The organism is Janthinobacterium violaceinigrum (assembly GCF_009208555.1).
Classification (GTDB): domain Bacteria; phylum Pseudomonadota; class Gammaproteobacteria; order Burkholderiales; family Burkholderiaceae_D; genus Janthinobacterium; species Janthinobacterium violaceinigrum.
Genome location: NZ_WFLI01000025.1, coordinates 44,054 through 64,368 on the forward strand (window position 1 = coordinate 44,054; position 20,315 = coordinate 64,368).

Sequence of the window (20,315 nt, forward strand, 5' to 3'; positions counted from 1 at the left end):
GCGGCTAGCGGCGCCACCAAAAATAAGCGAGAACACTATGCAATGGGAAGTCGTCATCGGTCTTGAGAACCACGTGCAGCTCACGACCGAATCCAAAATTTTCAGCGGTTCGCCGATCAAGTACGGCGCCGACGCCAACACGCAGGCCAGCCCCGTCGACCTGGCCCTGCCAGGCGTGCTGCCCGTGATGAACAAGCAGGCCGTCGACCGTGCGATCCGCTTCGGCCTGGCCGTGGGCGCCACCGTCGCGCCGCACTCGGTCTTCGCGCGCAAAAACTATTTTTATCCGGACTCGCCCAAGGGCTACCAGATCAGCCAGTTCGAGGACCCCGTCGTCATCGGCGGCGCCCTGACCTTCGGCTATGAAAAGGATGGCGAATTCGTCACCAAGACCGTCAACCTGACGCGCGCCCACCTGGAAGAAGACGCCGGCAAGTCGCTGCACGAAGACTACGCCGGCATGAGCGGCATCGACTTGAACCGCGCCGGCACGCCGCTGCTGGAAATCGTCTCGGAACCGGAAATCCGCAGCGCCGCCGAAGCCGTGGCCTACGCCAAGGCCCTGCACTCGCTGGTCATGTGGCTGGGCGTTTGCGACGGCAACATGCAGGAAGGCTCGTTCCGCTGCGACGTCAACGTTTCCGTGCGCCCCGTCGGCCAGAAGGAATTCGGCACGCGCTGCGAGATCAAGAACCTGAACTCGTTCCGCTTCATCGAGGAAGCCGTGCACGTGGAAGTGCGCCGCCAGATCGAACTGATCGAAGACGGCGGCAAGGTCGTGCAAGCGACGCGTTTGTACGATCCGGACCGCAAGGAAACGCGCGAAATGCGCAGCAAGGAAGACGCGCAGGACTACCGCTACTTCCCGGACCCGGACCTGCCGCCGCTGGTCATCTCGCAAGCGTGGATCGATACGGTCAAGGCTTCGATGCCGGAACTGCCGGCCGCCATGCGCGCCCGCTTCATCAGCGAATACGCGCTGCCGGAATACGATGCGCTGGTGCTGACGCAATCGAAAGCCATGGCCACCTATTTCGTCGCCGTGGTCGACAAGGCTGGCAAGGAAAACGCCAAGGCCGCCGCCAACTGGCTGATGGGCGACGTATCGTCGACCCTGAATCGCGAAGGCGTGGACCTGGACGAGGCGCCCGTCTCCGCCGCGCAGCTGGCCGCCATGCTCAAGCGCATCGCCGACGGCACGATCTCGAACAAGGCGGCAAAGGAAGTCTTTATTGGCATGTGGGAAGCCAAGTCCAGCGACGAGAACCTGGTCGACACCATCATCGACGCCAAGGATCTGCGACAAATCTCGGACACGGGCGCGCTGGAAGCCATCGTCGATGCCGTGCTGGCGGCCAACGCCAAGTCGGTGGAACAGTACCGCGCCGGCAAGGAAGCGGCCATCAACGCGCTGATCGGCCAGTCCATGAAAGCGTCGAAAGGCAAGGCTGATCCAGCCCAGCTGACGGAGCTGCTGAAGGCCAAGCTGGCGGGATAATTTTCCTCCGTACGCCCCCAAAAAAAGACGCTGCGGCGTCTTTTTTTTCGCCTGTCCGGCCCTTTTCTAAACAAGCTTGTCTATATTTTCCAGCATGCCTGACAGGCGCTTATGCAACATTGAAAATTAAAGTATACATTTTTGTCTACAACGATTATTCTAGCCTTATTGAATTTCAGGCAAGAGGAAAACAGCATGGGCAAGACGCACGACATCCCGAAACCGACGGCAGCCGAACTCGATCTGCTGCAGGCACTGTGGCCGCTGGGCGCCGCCACGGCCAAGCAGGTGCACGAAGCGATGGCGCTGGCCAAGCCGGCCATCACCTACGGCACCGTGCTGCGCCTGATGCAGATCATGCATGGCAAGGGTTTGCTGATCCGCGACGAAAGCCAGCGTTCGCACGTGTATGCGCCGGCGCAGGCGCAGGACAGCCTGCAGACGAACCTGCTCAAGGAATTGATGCAGAAAGCCTTTGCCGGTTCGGCCAAGGCGCTGGTGCTGGCGGCCCTGCGCACGGGCGTGTCGCGCGCCGAACGCGCAGAGATCGAAAAAATGCTCAAGGACGATCAATCATGAGCGCCTTCGTGCCGGCCCTGGGCTGGACCCTGCTGCACTTCCTGTGGCAAGGCTTACTGATCGGCTGCGCCACGGCGCTGGCGCGGGCCGCCCTGCGCAATGCGCGTCCCGAGGCGCGCTATGCCGTCGGCTGCGGCGCCCTGCTGGCCTGCCTGGCTTGGCCGGCGGCGGGCTTGTATCTGCGCCTGGCCGGCGGCGATGCCGCGGGCGTCCTGTTCTCCAGCACCTTGCTGCCGGCCGCCCTGCTGGCGCCCGACAGCCTGCCCGACTTGGACCTGCTGCTGCGCGCCATCGTCGGCGTGTGGGCGCTGTGCGCCGCCCTGCTGGCCCTGCGCATGGCGCTGGGCATGCTGTGGATAGCACGCAGCGCCCGCAAAGACGAGGCCACGCACGCCCTCTGGCAAACGCGCTTGTCCGGCATGGCGCAAGACGCCGGCGTGACGCGGCCCGTGCGCCTGCGCGTGCTCGACGGCATTGCCAGCCCCCTCACGGCCGGCATCTGGCGCCCCATGGTGCTGGTACCGGCGGCGCTGATCACCGGCATGCCGCCGCACCTGCTTGACGCGCTGCTGGCGCATGAACTGGCGCACATCCGGCGCCACGATTATCTGCTCAACCTGCTGCAAAACGCCATCGAGGCGCTGCTGTTCTTCCACCCGGCCGTCTGGTGGATTTCACGCGGCGTGCGCCTCGAACGCGAACACATTGCAGATGATTTCGCAGCAAGACAACTGGGCGAACCGCGGCGTCTGGCTCTTGCACTCTCGGAACTGGAACGTCTCCAGTTCTCAACCCACCACCTGGCCCAGGCGGCCAACGGAGGAGATCTTATGTCACGTATCACACGACTGCTGCGCCCTGCACCACAAACCCTGAACTGGAAAGCGGCCATACCGCTGCTGGCACTGGCCGGCGCCTGCCTCGGCATCTACGGTCAGGCCGTCGCCGCCGACAGCGCACCCGTGCTGGAGCGCCGCCCCGTCGTCGACTTTGGCGTCTGCGGCAAACCGGCCTACCCGCCCGCATCGCTGCAGGCGAAGGACGAGGGCACGGTCACCATGTCCTTCGATGTCGATGCCACCGGCAAGGTCCACGGGTCGAGCGTGGTCAAAAGCAGCGGCCATCCGGCCCTCGACGAGGCGGCGCGCAGCGGCATCGCCAAGTGCACGTTCAAGCCGGCCCTCGCTGGCGGCAAGCCAGTCAGTGCCAGCGTCAAGGTGCAATACGTCTGGCGCCTGAACTAATGCAGTAGCGGCGGCATCGCGGCGACATTGTTGCAGCGCTGCCGCCGCCCGCTTGCGGGTATGATCATGGATTCTTCCACGCACCTGTGAATACGCCATGAACAAGATCAAAACCGGCCTGGTCGGCTACGGCTTTGCCGGCTCCACCTTCCACGCTCCCGTGCTGTCCACCATCGACGCCCTGGAATTGACGGCCATCGCCTCCAGCAAGCCGGACCTCGTGCACCAGGATTGGCCGCAGGCCACCGTGTATGCGGAACCGGCGCAGCTGTTTGCCGATGCGGCCATCGAACTGGTCGTCATTGCCGCCCCCAACGAAGCGCATTTCAGCCTGGCGCTGGCGGCCCTGCAGGCGGGCAAGCACGTGGTGGTCGACAAGCCATTCACGATTTCCAGCGCCGAGGCGCAAACCCTGATCGCCGTGGCGAAGGAGCGCAAGCTGGTGCTCAGCGTGTACCACAACCGGCGCTGGGATGGCGATTTCCTCACCATCAAGGCGCTGCTGGCGCAGGGCACCCTGGGGCGCATCGCCAGCGTCGAATCGCATTTCGACCGTTTCCGCCCCGAGATCCGCCAGCGCTGGCGCGAGTCCGGCGCGCCGGGCGGCGGCCTGCTGTACGACCTGGGCCCGCACATGCTGGACCAGGCCATGCAGCTGTTCGGCATGCCGGAAAAACTGTCTGCCGATATCGCCCTGCAGCGCGATGGCGCGCAAGCCGTCGACTATTTCCACATCGTGCTGTATTACGACCGGCTGCGCGTGGTGCTGCAGGCCGGATGCCTGGTAAAGGCGCCGACGGCGCGCTTCGCCGTGCATGGCGACAAGGGCAGCTTCGTGAAATTCGGCCTCGATCCGCAGGAAGACGCCCTGAAGGCGGGCGGCAGGCCGGGACAGCCCGGCTGGGGCGTGGACCCCGTGCGCGGCGCGCTGCACCTGGGCACGCAGCCGGACGGCCACGTCGAACACCTGGAGATACAGGCGGGCCACTACCAGGACTTTTACCAGGGCATGGCCGACGCCATCCGCCACGGCGCAGCGGCGCCCGTGGCGGCCGAGGATGCGGCGGCGACGATACGCCTGATCGAACTGGCGCTGCAAAGCGCCGCCGAAGGCCGCGTGCTCCCGGTCGACTGATCCGGTGCCAGCCGGCCCGGCTCAGTTGATGACGAAGGCCAGCACCACGGCGCCCAGCGCCAGCAGGGCCAGGCCGCAAATGAACAGCAATTCGCCCCACCACTCGTAGCGCAAGCGCGGCTGGCCGGGGCGCAGCGACATGAACGAGAGCACGGCGCTGACGAGAAAGACGATGGCATCGACGGCCAGCAGCTTGTCGATGGCCACGCGCATCTCGCCGCGCGGCGCCAGGTGGCCGATCGACAGCACCGTCATGCACACGCCCACCATCGTCGCCGAGGTAGGCAAAATATGGGCAGACAAACCGCGCGCCGGCACGCCCCGTTCGGGCGCCTTGCCGTCGCCCGGCATCAGGTCCGGCCCTGGTTCGTTCCCGCCGGCCAGACCAGCTCCACGCGCGCCGAGCTGCCCGCCTTGACCTGCACCTTGCGTTCCAAGGTCTTGCCGGCCAGGGTGGCGCGCAGGCTGTAGCTGCCCGGCGCCAGTTTCGCCAGCAGGAATGGCCCGCTGGCCGTCGTTTCCAGCACCTGCGCGCCCTTGGCGTCGCTGATCTGCAGCTTCACGTCGGAGGCAAATTCCGCCTTGCCCGGCGCCTGCACGGAAAACACCAGGCTCAATGGCCAATGCCGGCTGGCGCTCTTGATGGCGGTCGATTCATCGAGGCCGATGCCGCCGCTCAGGTATTCCACCGCCCCGCTCTTCTGCACGGGCGGCAGCGCACTCTCATTCTGTGCCTGCGCCGCACTTCCCAGCAACAGCCCGGCGGCCAGCATTGCCGCAGCCAGGCTCAAGGTACCGCGTCTGTTTGATGCCATCTCACTCTCCTCGTGTCGGTTGAATCAAGATAGGAAGCGCAGCTTAGGCAGGACTTAGGAAACCATCACCGCCGGCGCATGGCCTCGGCAATCTTCTGGTCCGTCTTGAACTGGCTCAGCGCATACACGGCCCAGATTGTGGCTGGCAGCCAGCCGATCAAGGTGATTTGCAGGATCAGGCAAATGATGCCGGCGATCGGACGGCCGATCGTGAAAAAGGTCAGCCACGGGAATATCAGGGCAATCAGCAAGCGCATCGTTCGTTCCTTCAGTATTCCCCTGCGCCGCGGGGACCGGGCCGGCATGCCGGCGGTAAAATCCATTGACCTGATTATAACGATAGCTGCGCCTCACGCGGCGCCGGTGCCAGTTGTTTTTCCATCCACGCCAGGATGGCGGCGAAGATCTCTTCGCGGTTCAGTTCATTGAAATTCTCGTGGTAATTGGCAGGATAAAAATGGTAGTCGAGCAAGCCATCGGGCACGCTGCGCAGCATGCCTTCCGTGGCGCGGCTGTCGGCCAGCTTGTCGTCGCCCGCCACCACGGCAAACAGGGGGAAGGTCCAGCCCGACAAGCCGCCCGCCAGTTCCTTTTGCGCCGACGTCAGCGCGTGGGCGAAACGCACCGACGCGGCGCTGGCGCGTATGCCGTCGCGCTCGTCCTGGAAATGGCGCGCGGTGATGGCCTGGTCGTGCGTCAGCAGCATGGTCAGGTTCCCCAACGGCACCTTCATCGTGGGGAAGCGCCTGGCCAGCCAGCCCGACAGCATCTGCAGCACCTTCGGCACGGGAATCGCATTCACGTAATACGGCGAGGAGATGATGAAGCCCCGGATGACCGGGTCGCCCGCAAAGCGCCGCAGCCCCAGATGGGTGGCGATCAGGCCGCCCATGGAGTGGCCCATGACGAAAACCGGCACGCCGGGGTACGTCTGCCTGACCCAGGCGAGGAACAGTTCCTCGTCGTCGAGGAAGGCCTCGAACGAGGGGATGTCCACCATGCGCTTGCCGTCGTGGCCCACCATGTCGAAGCTGACGGTGGCGATGCCGTGCTGGCGGAAGTACAGCGCCGGCGTGACATAGTCGCCCGCATGCGCCATGCCGCCGTGGATCGCCAGGATTACGGCACGTGGCTGTTGCGGCCCTGGCGGCTGCCAGATGTGGATGGGCCGCTCGACCTGGTCGCTGCACAGCAGGCTGGCCATCTTGTCTTCTGAAAAACGCATCGCTGCTCCTGTCATGCCCTGTCACGCCTTCAGGTGATCGATCAACTGGCGCGCATACAGGGGTAATTCACTGAACTGGCGCACGCAAATCGTCAGATTGCGTACCGACCAGGGATCGGATAATTCCAGGCAGCGCAGCGCCATCGTCTGCTGGCAGCGGCTTGCCGCCGCCAGCGGCACCACGCTGATACCCACGCCGCTGGCCACCATGCGGCACACGGCATCGAAGCTGCGCAGGCGCACGCGCACTTTCAGCGGGCGCCCCAGGCGCGCCGCGTGCATGCCCAGGTACTGCTGCATCGCACTGTCGTCGGCCAGGCCGATGAAATCGTGATCGAGCACGCTGGCAAAGTCGACGACGCCATCCTGTCCCAGCGCGCGGTGGTGCACGCCGTCGGCCGCCGCGATCACCACCAGCCGGTCGGGGCGGAACAAAAACGTCTGCAAGCCGCGCATGTCGACCGAGTCGGACACGATGCCCATGTCGGCCAGCCCTTCCGAGACGGCCTTGACGATATCGTAACTGAGGCGCTCTTCCAGGTCGATGGTCAGGTTCGGATGGCGGTCGAGAAAAGCGCCGAGCGCCTCGGGCAGGAATTCGCTGAGGGCCGCCGTATTGCACAGCAGCCGCAACTGCCCTTTCAAGCCGCGCGCAAACTCACCGAGCTCGCCCCGCATTTTCTCCATTTGCAGCAAAACGAGGCGCGCGTGATGCAGCAGGGTCTGGCCCACCGGTGTCGGTTCCACGCCACGCCGGCCGCGCAGCAGCAGGGGCATGCCCAGCATCTCTTCCATGCCGCGCACGCGCGCACTGCTCGAGGCCAGCGCCAGATGGCTGCGCGCGGCGCCCGCCGTCAGGCTGCCCGCCTCCACCACGTTGACAAACAGCTGCAAGTCGACCAGATCGAAACGCATGACAGCCCTCCTTTTTCCCCATCTTATCAGCCTTCGTCCACCACTGAGGCTGACTCAAAATAATCCACCTTGGCGAAATCCGCAAGCGCGCGCAAAATCCACGCAAAATCACTGTGGAATAAAATCATGGAGACGTCATTTCTGCTGGCCGTTGGCGCCAGTTTTCTCGCCGCTGGCTTCGTCAAGGGCGTAGTCGGACTAGGCTTGCCAACGGTGGCCATGGGCACGCTCAGCCTCGTCATGCCGCCCGTGCAGGCCGCCGCCCTGCTGATCGTGCCGTCGATGGTGACGAACGTATGGCAGCTGGCGGCCGGCCCGGGCCTGCGCGCCCTGCTGCGGCGCCTGTGGCCCCTGCTGGCCAGCGTCATGGGGGGCACCCTGGCGGGCGGCGCCCTGCTGCCGAAGGATAGCGGCACCTGGGCCGTCGTCGCGCTGGGCGTGGCGCTGATGCTGTATGCACTGGCGGGACTGTTTTCGCTGCAGCTGCGCGTGCCGGCGCGGCACGAAGCGTGGCTGGGCCCCGTGGCGGGCGCCGCGACAGGACTGGTGACGGCCGCCACGGGCGTGTTCGTGATCCCCGCCGTGCCGTATCTGCAGGGATTGGGCCTGGCGCGCGATGCGCTCGTGCAGGCGCTGGGCCTGGCGTTTACCGCATCGACCGTGGCGCTGGCGGCCAGCCTGGCCCTGCACGGCGACTTCAGTCTCGGCGCGGTCGGCGCTTCCGCGTATGCGCTGCTGCCGGCGCTGGCCGGCATGCTGGCCGGCCAATGGCTGCGCGGGCGCATCGCGCAGGCCGTGTTCAAACGGTGCTTTTTTGCAGGGCTGTTCGCCCTGGGCCTGCATGCGGCGGTCAAGCCATGGCTGGGATGATAGCCGTGGTGCCCTGGGGCGAGCATGCGCTGTCGGCCTGCATCGACGGGCAGCAGGTGGCCATGCTCGATTTCAGCCCCTGCGGCGGCGAAGCCACGCTCAACATGCTGTTCGTGAAACCGCCATTTCGCCATCGTGGCGTGGCCAGGGCATTGATGCGCGAAATCCTGCGGCGCTATGCGCAGGTGCGCTGGGTCAATCGAGGCCGAGAATGGACGCGACCGACAGTTCGAGCTGCTCGACCAGCTCCGGCTGCATGAATTGATACTCGTCGGGGATGTCGAGCACGTGGATGGTCTTGTGCTCGAGCAGGCGGCCAAACTGCGCGCGCAGGCGCGACTTGTGCTTCTCTTCCATCACGAAAATCACCTCGCACCAGGCCAGGTCATTTGCATTGACGGGATGGCGCGCGTTCAGACTGGTACCGCCCGATCGCACGGACAGGGCGGGATGGCGGCGCCATACCTGCTCCGCCGTGGGACTGCGCCACTGGTTGCGGCTGCAAACGAACAGGACGTTCAAGCGCGCCCGAACCTCAGATGCCGTAGCGCGCGCGGTAGGCGGAAACGGCTTCCTTGTGCTTCAGCAGTTCCGGATCGGCGCCTGCGCCATTCAGGTAGCCGAACAGGTCGTCCAGGTTGCCGATCGAGATGACGGGAATGCCGTACTGTTTCGACACTTCCTGCACCGCCGAACTTGGCGACAGCTGGCCGTCCGGACCCGAACGCTCCATGCGGTCCAGGGCGATCAGCACGGCGCATGGCTCGGCGCCGGCGGCACGGATCATGTCGACCGATTCGCGCACCGAGGTGCCGGCCGAGATCACATCGTCAATGATGACAACCTTGCCATGCAACTTGGCGCCGACGATGGTGCCGCCTTCGCCATGGTCCTTGGCTTCCTTGCGGTTGAAGGCGAACGAGGTGTTGCGGCCCTTGCCGGCCAGCGCCACGGCGGTGGCCGAGGCCAGGGTGATGCCCTTGTAGGCGGGGCCGAACAGCATGTCGAATTCGACGCCCGAGTCGAGCAGGGTCTGCGCGTAGAACTGCGCCAGCTCGGCCAAGGTGGCGCCGTCATGGAACAGGCCCGCATTGAAGAAGTACGGCGACTGGCGTCCGGCCTTGGTGGTGAACTCGCCAAACCGCAAGACTCCCTTGGATACTGAAAACGCGATAAACTGCTGGCGTAAATTATTCACATTAGCCTCATTTTTTAAAAGTGCCTGTATTTTAATCCGCGCGCACCGGCGAGACAATCGCCATGCCGCGCCCGCCGGCCCCGTCCAGCGCCCTTTTTACTCTCGACCTATGCCAAAAATTATCTCCGCCAACCTGAACGGCATCCGTTCCGCCGCCAAAAAAGGCTTTTTCAACTGGATGGGCACGCAGACGGCCGATTTCATCTGCGTGCAGGAATTGAAGGCGCAGCTGCCCGACATGACGCCGGAATTCCTCAATCCGCACGGCTACCATGGCCATTTCCACTATGCCGAGAAAAAAGGCTATTCCGGTACGGGCGTGTACAGCAAGGTGGAACCGGACGCCGTGCATATCGGCTTCGGCAGCCCCGAATTCGATGCCGAAGGCCGCTATGTGCGCTGTGATTTTGGCAACCTGTCCGTCATTTCCGTGTACTGCCCGTCCGGTTCGTCCGGCCCGGAACGCCAGGAAGCCAAGTTCCGCTTCATGGAACTGTTCCTGCCGCACTTGCTGGAATTGAAGGCGCTGGGCCGCGAAGTGGTCATCTGCGGCGACTGGAACATCGCCCACCACGAAATCGACCTGAAAAACTGGAAGGGCAACAAGAAGAATTCCGGCTTCCTGCCCGAGGAACGCGCGTGGCTGACGCGCGTCTTCGACGAAGTGGGCTTCGTCGACGTGCACCGCGGCCTGGACAAGCGCGAAGACCAGTACACGTGGTGGAGCAACCGGGGCCAGGCCTATGCGAAGAACGTAGGCTGGCGCATCGACTACCACGTCGCCACGCCCGGCATCGCGGCGCAGGCGCACACGGTCAGCGTCTACAAGGACGAGCGCTTCTCCGACCACGCGCCCTTGATCATCGATTACACGCTCAAGGTTTAAGCCCCCAGGCTGCGCCGGCTTTCAAAACGGCGCGGCGCGCCGCTCAACGGGTCCGTGAAATCGATGGCGCGCGCCAGCAGCTGCAAGGGCTGCGACATGTCGTCTTCCTTGCACGGCAGGGCCACCGGGTAAAACGCATCGTTGACGATGGGGACGCCCAGCGACGCCAGGTGCACGCGCAGCTGGTGCTTGCGGCCCGTGTGCGGATGCAGCCGGTACAGGTTCAACTCGCCGCGCCGTTCGATCACGTCGATGACGGTTTCCGAGTTCGGCTCCCCCGCCTCCTCGCGCATGAGGAAAAACTGCGCGCCCTCGACCATGCGGCTGCGGTAGGTGAACGGAAAATCGCGGCCGTCGAGGCGCGGCGCCAGCGCCTCGTACGTCTTGCGCACTTCGCGGCGCTGGAACAGCGACTGGTAGGCGCCCCGGCTCGCTACCTGGCGCGAAAAAATCACCACGCCGGCCGTCTCGCGGTCGAGGCGGTGGATGGGCGTCAGGTCGGCACTGTCGAGCCGTTTCTTCAGGCGCGTCAGCAAGGTCTCCTGCACGAAGCGCCCGCCCGGCGTCATGGGCAGAAAATGGGGCTTGTCGACCACCACCAGGTGTTCGTCCTGGAACAGGATCTCTTCCTGGAACGGGATCGGCGTTTCGCGCTCCAGCTCGCGGTAATAAAAAATGCGCATGCCGCGCTTGTAGGCGCTGGCGGGCCCCAGCACGGCGCCGTCGCCATCGACCACTTCGCCGCGCGCCATGCGGTCCTGCCATTGCGCGGCGCTGATCTGCGGATAGCGCGCGACGAGAAAGGAGAGCATGTCCGGCCACTGCCCCTCCGGCAGCCACAGATAGCTGGGGGCGACGCCGTCGCGCATGGGCAGCGGCACGGAACTGCTACGGGCAGACATCCTAGCGTGCGGCGATGGCGTTGCTGCGGTATGGCGGCAAGGCGTCCACGCTGACACCCTTGCTGCGCGCATATAAGGGCAGCACTTGCGCCATGTGGCTGTTCATCTGCGAGATGCGGTCGCTGCCCGATGGGTGGGTCGAAAGGAATTCCGGCGGCGCGCCCTTGCTGACTGCCGCCATCTTCTGCCACAGCACCACGCCGGCGCGCGGGTCGAAACCGGCGCGCGCGGCCAGGTCCATGCCGATCAGGTCCGCTTCGCGCTCGTCGTCGCGCGAGAACTTCAGCATCACGCCCTTGGCCGCCATATTGGTGGCGGTGCTGGTCAGGTTCGGATCGACGCCGAGCCAGGCCGACAGGCCGGCGCCGGCCAGCTTGGCGCCCACGGCCGCCAGGTTGCCCTTGCCTGCCTGCGCCTGCGCGTGTTCGCGCAAGGCGTGCGAAATTTCATGGCCCATGACGACGGCCACTTCATCATCCGTCAGGTTCAGTTTATTCAGGATGCCGCTGTAGAAGGCGATCTGCCCGCCCGGCATGCAGAAAGCGTTCACCTCGTCCGAATTGAGCAGGTTGATCTGCCATTGCCAGCTGCTGGCGGCGTCGTTCCAGCGTGCCGCGTACGGGATGATGCGCTGGGCGATGGCGCGCAAGCGTTTCACCTGCGGATCGCTGTCCGGCACGAGCGCATTTTTTTCCTTGGCCTCGCGCACCAGTTCCGCATACTGCAGTTTCGATTTCTCGTTGAAGTTTTCGCCGCCGGCGAAAATGCGCGTGCCCGACAAAGGGCGCACCTTGATGCCATCCTGCATCACCTGCTGTTGCGAATGGGCGGACAAGGGCGCCAGCGCGGTGGCGGCGCACAGGCTGGCCAGGACGGCGCAGCGTTTAAGGGATATTGGTGCCATTGGCAGACCTCCATGGAGCAATTTTAGGCAGCATCATCATGGCCGGGAAGGCCAGGAAGAAGCACACGATGAAAAACGAGAACCAGCCCAGCTCGGCAACGAGAAAACCCACCGAGGCATTGATCAGGGTGCGCGGCACGGCGCTCAGGCTGGAAAACAGCGCATATTGCGTGGCCGTGTAGCGCGGGTCCGTGGTGCGCGACAGGAACGCGACAAACGCGGCCGCCCCCAGGCCCAGGCTGGCAAAGGCTTCGAAGCCGATCACGGCGCTCAACAGCATGGTATTCGGCCCCACCTGCGCCAGCCAGGCGAAACCCAGAATCGCGATGGCCTGCAGCGCGCCAAACACCCACAGGCCCCGGTTGATGCCCAGCTTGAGCATCCACACGCCGCCCACCACGCCGCCGGCCAGGCTGGCCCAGAAACCCGTGGTGTTGGCGGCCAGGCCGATCTGCGTCATGGAAAAACCCAGGTCCAGGTAAAACTTCGTCGCCAGCGCCGTGGCCATGCTGTCGCCGATTTTGTAGAGTAATACGAAGGCGAGGATCCACATTGCGTTACGCCAGCCATCGCGCGCGATGAACTCCTGGAACGGCAGGATGATCGCTTCGCGCATGGTCTTCGGCGGCGAACCGTACACGGTGGGCTCCCTGATCAGCAAGGTGCACACGAGGCCAGGCAGCATGAAGGCGGCCGTGATCCAGAACACGGGCTGCCACGGCATGCGGTCGGCCAGGATCAGCGACAGCGCGCCCGGCACCATGCCCGCCACCTTGTACGCGTTGACGATGACGGCGGCGCCCAGGCCCTGCTCGTTGTCGCTGAGGATTTCGCGCCGGTAGGCGTCGATGACGATGTCCTGGCTGGCGGAGAGGAAGGCCACGCCGCCCGCAGCGGCCGCGATCAGGCCGATCTGCGTGAGCGGATCGAGCATGCCCATGCCGCCGATGGAAAAGAACAGCGCCACCTGCGTCAGGGCCATCCAGCCGCGCCGGCGGCCCAGCCCCAGGATGCGGTAGCGGTCCATCAGGGGCGCCCACAGGAATTTCCAGATATACGGGAACTGCACCAGGGCGAACAGCCCCAGCGCCTTGACGTTCAGGCCCGACTTGGCCAGCCATGCCTGCAGCAGATACAGCAGGATGAACAGGGGCAGGCCGGAACTGAAGCCCAGCACCAGCACGGCCAGCATGCGGCCATTGGCATAGGAACGCCAGCCTGGCGCCAGGCTTGTGCTCATCAATGCACCGCTTTTTTACGCAGGCGGAAGACGGCCAGGTCGCCACGCAGGTTGGGCAGCACGGAGACCATCCTGCCTTCGGCCAGGGCCACGCATTCGATCACTTCCAGGCCGCATTCCTCGGCCAGTTCGCGGAAGTCGTTGATGGTAGCGCAGCGCACGTTGGGCGTGTCGTACCACTGGTAGGGCAGCGATTTCGACACGGGCATGCGCCCTTTCAGCAATGCCACGCGGTGCGGCCAATAGGCGAAATTGGGGAAGGAGACGATGGCTTCGGCGCCCACGCGCACGATGTCGCGCAGCAGCGGCTCGACCTGCTTCATCATCTGCAGGGACGACAGGCACAGCACCGTATCGAAGCTGTTGTCGCCAAAGACGGCCAAGCCCTTTTCCATGTCCTGCTGGATCACGTTGACGCCGCGCAGGGTGCTGGCCAGCACCTTGTCGTCGGCGATCTCGATGCCATAGCCGCTGCACTCCTTGTCGCTTTGCAGGTACTGCAGCATCACGCCGTCGCCGCAGCCCACGTCCAGCACATGCGCGTTGTCCGGCACCCAGTGGGCGATGAAGGCCAGGTCGGGGCGCAGCGCGCTCAATTCGTCGAAAGTCATGCGGTCTCCTTGGCGCCCTGGCGGACGGCGGTGTTCTGTGCTGCGGCGGGCGCGCCCGCCGTGATGTCATGCCATACCTGGCCGTAATAGGCGCGCACCATGTTCATGTAGCGCGGGTCTTCCAGCAGGAAGGCGTCGTGGCCGTGCGGCGCGTCGATCTCGGCATACGTGACCTGGCGGCGATTGCACACCAGGGCTTCGACGATTTCGCGGCTGCGCTCGGGCGAGAAACGCCAGTCGGTGGAAAACGAGGCGAGGAAGAACTTGGCCTTGGTGCCCGACAGGGCCTTGGCCAGGTCGCCGCCATGCGCGCGCGCCGGATCGAAATAATCGAGCGCCTTGGTGATCAACAGATACGTATTGGCGTCGAAGTATTCGGAGAACTTGTCGCCCTGGTAGCGCAGGTACGATTCGATCTCGAAGTCGATGCCGAAGCCGAATTTGTAGTCGCCCGTCTGCGCCGCATCGCGCAGCTTGCGGCCGAATTTTTCGGCCATGTCGTCGTTCGACAGATAGGTGATGTGGCCCACCATGCGCGCCACGCGCAAGCCGTTCTTCGGCACCACGCCGTGCGCATAAAAGTCGCCGCCGCAGTAATCGGGGTCGGACAGGATGGCCTGGCGCGCCACGTCGTTGAAGGCGATGTTTTGCGCCGACAGCTTGGCCGTCGAGGCGATCACCACGCAGTGGCGCAGGCGCTCGGGGAACATGATGCTCCACGCCAGCGCCTGCATGCCGCCCAGGGAGCCGCCCATCACGGCGGCGAACTGCGTGATGCCCAGTTCATCGGCCAGACGCGCCTGCGCGCTGACCCAGTCTTCCACCGTGACGACGGGGAATGAGGCGCCGTACGGCTTGCCGGTAGCGGGATTGGTGTGCATGGGGCCCGTCGAGCCGAAGCAGGAACCCAGGTTATTGACGCCGATGACGAAGAATTTGTCGGTGTCGAGCGGCTTGCCCGGTCCCACCATATTGTCCCACCAGCCCGTGCTTTTCGGCTCGTCCGCATACACGCCGGCCACGTGGTGCGAGGCGTTCAGGGCGTGGCAGACCAGCACCGCATTCGATCTGTCGGCGTTCAGGGTGCCGTAGGTTTCATACATCAACATATAGTCTTGCAGCGATGCTCCGCTTTGCAGCTGCAAAGGTTGCGCAAAATACATGGTTTGCGGCGAAACGATTCCAATGGATGACATGTGTGTCGGTTTATAAAAGGGGGGCGGCCCCACGGGCCATGGTCGATGCAGCACCGCGATGATAGGTGCTGCAACTTTAGCATCAGGACACCTCTTGCCGCGCGCGAGGTGCCCTGATGCTGATAAAGCGACAGTTTACATGAGCTGCAACTGTTGTACGGCTTCCGCGATCACATTTGGTTCCATGGAGCGCATAATTTTGCGCATTTGTGGTGCGATCAGGCCCAGGTCGCTGTTGAGGATCTCTTGCTTGACCGCCAACAGTTGCGCCGGATGCATGGAAAACTCGCGCAAGCCCATGCCCAGCAGCAAGCGCGTGAGCTTCACGTCGCCCGCCATCTCGCCGCACACGGCCACGTCGATGCCCGCCTTGTGGCCGGCGGCGATCGTCATCGAGATCAGCTGCAGCACGGCCGGATGCAGCGGATTGTACAAATGTGCCACTTCGTAGTCGACGCGATCGATGGCCAGGGTGTACTGGATCAGGTCATTCGTGCCGATCGACAGGAAATCCATGCGCTTGACGAACATGGGCAAGGCCAGCGCGGCGGCCGGGATCTCGATCATGGCGCCCACTTCGACCTCGTCGTCGAACTTGACGCCCTCCTCGCGCAAGCTGGCCTTCGCTTGCGCGATCATGGCCAGCGACTGGTCGATCTCGAACGCATGCGCCAGCATGGGAATCAGAATGCGCACCTTGCCGAAGGCCGAGGCGCGCAGGATGGCGCGCAGCTGCGTCAGGAACAGCTGCGGCTCGGCCAGGCAGTAACGAATGGCGCGCAAGCCCAGGGCGGGATTCAAGGCCGTATGGTCGGACTGGTCGAGCGGCTTGTCGGCGCCGATATCGAGCGTGCGGATGGTCACCACGCGCCCTTTCATCGATTGCACCGTGTTGCGGTAAGCCTCGAACTGCTCGTCCTCGGTGGGGATCTTGTGCGCGCGGCCCATGAACAGGAATTCGGAGCGGAACAGGCCCACGCCGCTGGCGCCCGATTCCAGCGCGAACGGGCAATCCTCGGGCAGTTCGATATTCGCCAGCAGGGTAATCGGCGTGCCGCACCTGGTGACGGCCGGCGTCTTTTTCAGCTTGCCCAGCTTTTTGCGCGCGCGCTGCATGGCCACCTGGCGCTCGCGGTACTGCTCCAGCACCAGGGGACTGGGGTTGGCGATCACCACGCCCGCGTCGCCGTCGATGATCAGCCAGTCGTCCTGCTCGATCAGCATCGACGCCTGCGACATGCCGACGGCGGCCGGGATATCCAGGCTGCGCGCGACGATGGCCGTATGCGAGTTCTGGCCGCCCACGTCGGTGATGAAGCCGATGAAGGAGCGGTCGCGGAACTGCAGCATGTCGGCCGGCGAGATATCGTGGGCGACGACGATCATCTGCGCCAGCAATTCATCGTCGGCCGCCGCTTTCGGCAGCAGCTGTTCGGTGCCCAGCAAGACCTTCAGCACGCGCTCGGCCACTTGCTGGATATCGGCCTTGCGTTCGCGCAGATACGGGTCTTCGATTTCGTCGAACTGCGCCGACAATTCATCGATTTGCGTCAGCAGCGCCCATTCGGCGTTGTAATGGCGCGAACGGATGATGTCGAGCGGCGCTTCGGCGATCATCGGGTCAGACAGGATCAGCGCGTGCACGTCGATGAACGCGCCCAGTTCGGTGGGCGCATCCTTCGGCAGCTCGTTCCACAGGGTTTGCAGTTCCTTGTGGACGGCGGCGATGGCGTTTTGCAAGCGCTGGACTTCCGCTTCGATCTGTTCCTGGGCGACCAGGTAATGCTTGACGTCAAGGGCGGCCGGCGCCAGCAGATGCGCGCGGCCAATGGCGATGCCGCGGGAGACCGGGATGCCGTGGAGCGTGAAAGATGCCATGGGGTGACCTGTCGGAATGCGGCTGCGGCTGCGTTCGGCGGGCATTACTCGCCTTCGCCAAACCTGTCATTAATCAGGGCGGTGAGGGCATCGACACATGCCTGCTCGTCATCGCCCTCGGCTTCCAGGGTCACTTTCGCGCCCTTGCCGGCGGCCAGCATCATCACGCCCATGATGGACTTGGCGTTGATGCGGCGCGCGTTGCGGGTCAGCCAGACGTCGCTCTTGAACTTGGCGGCGAGCTGGGTAAATTTGGCGGAGGCGCGTGCGTGCAGTCCCAGCTTGTTGATGATTTCGAGTTCTTTTTGAATCATTTTTGTATGGTCTCTATCCCTGAATGCACTACGCTGATGACAATCTTGGCCTATAAAACCCGCCGCCTTCAGGGCGGCGGCCATGCACTTCCCTATTCGCCTACGCGGATGCGGTTATCGACGCGCACGGCGCCGCTTTGCGCACCGGCCAGCGCCATCTCCACCACCACGTCGAGCGTGTCGCGGCGATACGTGATGGCGCGCAGCAGCATCGGCAGGCTGATGCCGGCGATGACTTCCACCCGGCCCGCATCGGCCAGCTTGTTGCAGCAGTTCGACGGCGTGCCGCCCTTCACGTCGGTAATCACCAGCACGCCGGAACCGTCGTCGAGGCGGCAGATGGCTTCCGACGCCAGCTTCTGCACTTCCGCCAGGTCCTGGTCGGCGACGACGTCGATGGCTTCAAAACGTTCCGTTGGCCCCCGAAACACATGCGCGCAGGCGGCGATGAATGCCTGTCCCAGCGGTGCGTGTGTCATGAGCAAAATCCCTACCATGGTCATTTCACCTTCTGGTGCTGCTGTGCTTGCGCAACGCCATGCTCGACGGCGTCGACAAACATGGCCGCCACATCAAAGCCCGTCTGCTGCATGATTTCCTGGAAGCAGGTTGGGCTGGTGACGTTGACTTCCGTCAGATAGTCGCCGATCACGTCCAATCCTACCAGCATCAGGCCACGCGCGGCCAGGATCGGGCCCAGCTTTTCAGCGATTTCCAGGTCGCGCGCCGTCAATGGCTGCGCCACGCCCGTGCCGCCGGCAGCCAGGTTGCCCCGGACTTCGCCCGCCTGCGGGATGCGCGCCAGCGAAAACGGTACCGGCTTGCCGCCGATGACGAGGATGCGCTTGTCGCCCTTGACGATGTCGGCGATGAAACGCTGGGCCATGATGGTCTGCGCGCCGTTCTCCGTCAGCGTCTCGATGATGGCGCCCAGGTTCAGGCCATCGGCCTTGACGCGGAAGATGCCCGTGCCGCCCATGCCGTCGAGCGGCTTGAAGATGACGTCCTGGTGCTTGGCGTGGAAGGCGCGCAGGCGCGCTTCGTTCGACGTCACCAGGGTCGGCGAAGTGAATTCGGAAAACTGCGCAATGGCCAGCTTTTCATTGTTGTCGCGGATGGCGGACGGCTTGTTGAAGACGTGCGCGCCCTGCTTTTCCGCCAGTTCCAGCAGATACGTGCCGTACACGTATTCCATGTCGAACGGCGGGTCCTTGCGCTCGATGATGGCGTCCAGGGCCGACAGGCGCACTTCCTCGGTGGAAACGACCTTGTACCAGTCGTGCTCGTCGCCCGTCAGCTCGATATGCTTGACCAGTGCCGTGACGATGCCCTCTTCCAGCGCCATGTCCTTCTGCTCGAAGGCGTAGACGGCGTGGCCGCGTTTGGCCGCCTCGCGCATCATGGCGAAGGTGGAATCTTTGTAAGTCTTGAAGCCTGCCAGCGGGTCGGCAAGGAATGCAATTTTCATGGTGCGTCCAATCGGGGAGCCTGGATAAGGAATGCTTGATTCTAGCCGAGATCGCCAGGCACAGTAGTCACCGCGCCCGGCAAGCCGCAGGGATGGATCAATACACCTCGGGATTCGGGTCCGTGCGCTCCATTTCCAGCGACGCGGCCAGCAAGGCCAGGCGCGCCACCACGCCATACACATAGAAGCGGTTCGGCGCGGCCGTGCCCGGCTTGGCCTTCAAGTCCGGCACGGCATGCTGCTGGGCAAACGCCAGCGGCACGTACTGCGAACCGGGCGCGTTCAGGTTCTGGTCCACACCCCGCTCCGCATGCACGCGGTAGAAGCCGCCCACCACATAGCGGTCGATCATGTAGACGACAGGCTCGGCCACGGCATCCTTGATGCTTTCAAAGGTGGGCACGCCTTCCTGGATGATCACGTCCGTGACGACCTTGCCGTCCTTGACGATGGACATCTTGTCGCGCTGCTTGCGCGACAGGTCGCGCACTTCGCTGGCGTCGCGCACCGTCATGATGCCCGTGCCATACGTGCCCGCATCGGGCTTGACGATGACGAAGGGCTTTTCCTTGATGCCGTATTCCTTGTATTTCTTGCGGATCTTGGCCAGCAGCACGTCGACGCTGGCAGCCAGCGCATCCTCGCCCTCGCCTTCCTGGAAATTGACGTCGCTGCACTTGGCATGGAAGGGATTGAGCATCCACGGGTCGACGTCGATCATCTTGCCGAATTTTTTCACCACTTCATCGTAGGCCGTGTAGTGGTTGCTCTTGCGGCGCAAGGCCCAGCCCGCGTGCAAGGGCGGCAGCAGGCTTTGCTCATGAATATTTTGCAAGATATCGGGGATGCCGTCCGACAAGTCGTTATTCAGCAAGATCGTGCACGGGTCGAAATCCTTCAAGCCCAGGCGGCGGCCGTTGTTCAGGCGCACGAGGGGCTCGATGACGAGCATATTGCCATCTGGCAACGCCAACGGTGTCGGCTGGGTGATGTCGGGCGACCAGGAGCCGAAGCGTACGTGCAGCCCCGTCTGGCGGAAGATCTGCATCAGGCGCGCCACGTTCTGCAGGTATTGCGGCGTCGTGTTGTGCAATTCCGGCACGATCAGCAGGTTGCGGGCATCCGGGCAATACTTGTCGATGGCGGCCATGGCCGCCTGCACGGACAAGGGCAGCATTTCCGTGGCCAGGTTATGGAAACCGCCAGGGAACAGATTGGTATCGACGGGCGCCAGCTTGTAGCCCGCATTACGCAAGTCTACCGAGCAATAGAAGGGCGGCGTGTGCTCTTGCCACTCCATGCGAAACCAGCGCTCAATGGCCGGCGTCGCGGCCAGAATCTTTTTTTCGAGGTCGAGCAGCGGTCCGGTCAGGGCCGTGACGAGATGGGGAACCATAGTTACATCCTTAAATTATGTGCAGTATTCAAAAAAGCACA

The 20,315-nt window shown here is 64.0% G+C and carries 24 protein-coding genes; 7 read left to right on the forward strand and 17 right to left on the reverse strand.

Annotated elements, in window-relative coordinates; translation table 11 throughout:
* Window positions 1-22: 22 nt before the first annotated feature.
* The 4 genes from gatB to GCN75_RS19620 all read left to right on the forward strand — a co-directional run bounded on the left by gatB (window position 23) and on the right by GCN75_RS19620 (window position 4,456).
* Window positions 23-1,498: an Asp-tRNA(Asn)/Glu-tRNA(Gln) amidotransferase subunit GatB gene (gene gatB / locus GCN75_RS19605; protein ID WP_264372550.1), complete on the forward strand. Its 1,476-nt coding sequence runs from the start codon at window positions 23-25 to the stop codon at window positions 1,496-1,498.
* A gap of 195 nt (window positions 1,499-1,693) precedes the next feature.
* Window positions 1,694-2,077 (forward strand): BlaI/MecI/CopY family transcriptional regulator, encoded by a 384-nt coding sequence (locus tag GCN75_RS19610; RefSeq protein ID WP_152283918.1) that lies wholly within the window; start codon window positions 1,694-1,696, stop codon window positions 2,075-2,077.
* A complete protein-coding gene (locus GCN75_RS19615; RefSeq protein WP_152283919.1) occupies window positions 2,074-3,321 on the forward strand; it encodes a M56 family metallopeptidase in 1,248 nt (415 codons plus the stop codon). Before GCN75_RS19610 ends, GCN75_RS19615 begins: the two co-directional genes overlap by 4 nt.
* 97 nt (window positions 3,322-3,418) lie before the next feature.
* On the forward strand, window positions 3,419-4,456 hold the full coding sequence (locus GCN75_RS19620) for an oxidoreductase (protein WP_152283920.1): 1,038 nt from the start codon (window positions 3,419-3,421) through the stop codon (window positions 4,454-4,456).
* A 21-nt stretch (window positions 4,457-4,477) separates the two neighbouring features.
* Here GCN75_RS19620 and GCN75_RS19625 read toward each other — a convergent pair whose 3' ends face one another.
* The 5 genes from GCN75_RS19625 to GCN75_RS19645 form a co-directional block, all read right to left on the reverse strand.
* Complete coding sequence (locus GCN75_RS19625; RefSeq protein ID WP_152256146.1) at window positions 4,478-4,807, reverse strand: hypothetical protein; 330 nt, start codon at window positions 4,805-4,807, stop codon at window positions 4,478-4,480.
* On the reverse strand, window positions 4,807-5,271 hold the full coding sequence (locus tag GCN75_RS19630) for a peptidase associated/transthyretin-like domain-containing protein (protein WP_152283921.1): 465 nt from the start codon (window positions 5,269-5,271) through the stop codon (window positions 4,807-4,809). Before GCN75_RS19630 ends, GCN75_RS19625 begins: the two co-directional genes overlap by 1 nt.
* Before the next feature lie 65 nt (window positions 5,272-5,336).
* Complete coding sequence (locus tag GCN75_RS19635) at window positions 5,337-5,528, reverse strand: YqaE/Pmp3 family membrane protein (protein WP_077399393.1); 192 nt, start codon at window positions 5,526-5,528, stop codon at window positions 5,337-5,339.
* A 74-nt stretch (window positions 5,529-5,602) separates the two neighbouring features.
* On the reverse strand, window positions 5,603-6,496 hold the full coding sequence (locus tag GCN75_RS19640) for an alpha/beta fold hydrolase (protein ID WP_152283922.1): 894 nt from the start codon (window positions 6,494-6,496) through the stop codon (window positions 5,603-5,605).
* A 21-nt stretch (window positions 6,497-6,517) separates the two neighbouring features.
* The gene (locus GCN75_RS19645; protein ID WP_034749390.1) at window positions 6,518-7,411 is read right to left on the reverse strand and encodes a LysR substrate-binding domain-containing protein; all 894 of its coding nucleotides are present in this window, start codon (window positions 7,409-7,411) and stop codon (window positions 6,518-6,520) included.
* Between the two features lie 126 nt (window positions 7,412-7,537).
* Between GCN75_RS19645 and GCN75_RS19650 the strand changes: the two genes are divergently transcribed.
* Both GCN75_RS19650 and GCN75_RS29975 read left to right on the forward strand, forming a co-directional pair.
* Entirely contained in the window at window positions 7,538-8,281 is a 744-nt protein-coding gene (locus GCN75_RS19650; protein WP_152283923.1) for a sulfite exporter TauE/SafE family protein, read from the forward strand.
* Window positions 8,278-8,541 carry a GNAT family N-acetyltransferase gene (locus tag GCN75_RS29975; RefSeq protein WP_226941475.1) on the forward strand — a complete coding sequence of 88 codons (264 nt, stop codon included), beginning with the start codon at window positions 8,278-8,280 and terminating at the stop codon, window positions 8,539-8,541. Before GCN75_RS19650 ends, GCN75_RS29975 begins: the two co-directional genes overlap by 4 nt.
* On the opposite strand, the gene GCN75_RS19660 is transcribed toward GCN75_RS29975, so the two are convergent.
* Both GCN75_RS19660 and pyrE read right to left on the reverse strand, forming a co-directional pair.
* On the reverse strand, window positions 8,477-8,803 hold the full coding sequence (locus tag GCN75_RS19660; protein WP_152283925.1) for a low molecular weight protein tyrosine phosphatase family protein: 327 nt from the start codon (window positions 8,801-8,803) through the stop codon (window positions 8,477-8,479). The two genes, GCN75_RS29975 and GCN75_RS19660, sit on opposite strands and share 65 nt — an antisense overlap.
* 13 nt (window positions 8,804-8,816) lie before the next feature.
* Entirely contained in the window at window positions 8,817-9,479 is a 663-nt protein-coding gene (gene pyrE / locus GCN75_RS19665) for an orotate phosphoribosyltransferase (protein WP_076568256.1), read from the reverse strand.
* 109 nt (window positions 9,480-9,588) lie between these two features.
* On the opposite strand from pyrE, the gene GCN75_RS19670 reads away from it, so the two are divergent.
* Window positions 9,589-10,365 carry an exodeoxyribonuclease III gene (locus GCN75_RS19670; RefSeq protein ID WP_152283926.1) on the forward strand — a complete coding sequence of 259 codons (777 nt, stop codon included), beginning with the start codon at window positions 9,589-9,591 and terminating at the stop codon, window positions 10,363-10,365.
* Here GCN75_RS19670 and GCN75_RS19675 read toward each other — a convergent pair.
* The 10 genes from GCN75_RS19675 to gshA form a co-directional block, all read right to left on the reverse strand.
* Window positions 10,362-11,267, reverse strand: a complete 906-nt coding sequence (locus GCN75_RS19675) for a pseudouridine synthase (RefSeq protein WP_152283927.1) — start codon at window positions 11,265-11,267, stop codon at window positions 10,362-10,364. The two genes, GCN75_RS19670 and GCN75_RS19675, sit on opposite strands and share 4 nt — an antisense overlap.
* A 1-nt stretch (window position 11,268) precedes the next feature.
* Window positions 11,269-12,171, reverse strand: a complete 903-nt coding sequence (locus GCN75_RS19680; RefSeq protein WP_152283928.1) for a M48 family metallopeptidase — start codon at window positions 12,169-12,171, stop codon at window positions 11,269-11,271.
* The gene (locus tag GCN75_RS19685) at window positions 12,152-13,411 is read right to left on the reverse strand and encodes an AmpG family muropeptide MFS transporter (RefSeq protein WP_152283929.1); all 1,260 of its coding nucleotides are present in this window, start codon (window positions 13,409-13,411) and stop codon (window positions 12,152-12,154) included. Before GCN75_RS19685 ends, GCN75_RS19680 begins: the two co-directional genes overlap by 20 nt.
* Window positions 13,411-14,022 carry a methionine biosynthesis protein MetW gene (gene metW / locus GCN75_RS19690; RefSeq protein WP_152256136.1) on the reverse strand — a complete coding sequence of 204 codons (612 nt, stop codon included), beginning with the start codon at window positions 14,020-14,022 and terminating at the stop codon, window positions 13,411-13,413. Before metW ends, GCN75_RS19685 begins: the two co-directional genes overlap by 1 nt.
* The gene (gene metX / locus GCN75_RS19695) at window positions 14,019-15,218 is read right to left on the reverse strand and encodes a homoserine O-succinyltransferase MetX (protein WP_152283930.1); all 1,200 of its coding nucleotides are present in this window, start codon (window positions 15,216-15,218) and stop codon (window positions 14,019-14,021) included. Before metX ends, metW begins: the two co-directional genes overlap by 4 nt.
* Before the next feature lie 135 nt (window positions 15,219-15,353).
* On the reverse strand, window positions 15,354-17,096 hold the full coding sequence (ptsP, locus tag GCN75_RS19700; protein WP_152283931.1) for a phosphoenolpyruvate--protein phosphotransferase: 1,743 nt from the start codon (window positions 17,094-17,096) through the stop codon (window positions 15,354-15,356).
* Between the two features lie 44 nt (window positions 17,097-17,140).
* The gene (locus GCN75_RS19705) at window positions 17,141-17,410 is read right to left on the reverse strand and encodes an HPr family phosphocarrier protein (RefSeq protein ID WP_010393142.1); all 270 of its coding nucleotides are present in this window, start codon (window positions 17,408-17,410) and stop codon (window positions 17,141-17,143) included.
* A gap of 92 nt (window positions 17,411-17,502) precedes the next feature.
* Window positions 17,503-17,907: a PTS sugar transporter subunit IIA gene (locus tag GCN75_RS19710; RefSeq protein ID WP_029496035.1), complete on the reverse strand. Its 405-nt coding sequence runs from the start codon at window positions 17,905-17,907 to the stop codon at window positions 17,503-17,505.
* Between the two features lie 2 nt (window positions 17,908-17,909).
* A complete protein-coding gene (gene gshB / locus GCN75_RS19715; protein ID WP_152283932.1) occupies window positions 17,910-18,878 on the reverse strand; it encodes a glutathione synthase in 969 nt (322 codons plus the stop codon).
* A 97-nt stretch (window positions 18,879-18,975) separates the two neighbouring features.
* Entirely contained in the window at window positions 18,976-20,274 is a 1,299-nt protein-coding gene (gshA, locus tag GCN75_RS19720; RefSeq protein ID WP_070254361.1) for a glutamate--cysteine ligase, read from the reverse strand.
* Window positions 20,275-20,315: the final 41 nt, after the last annotated feature.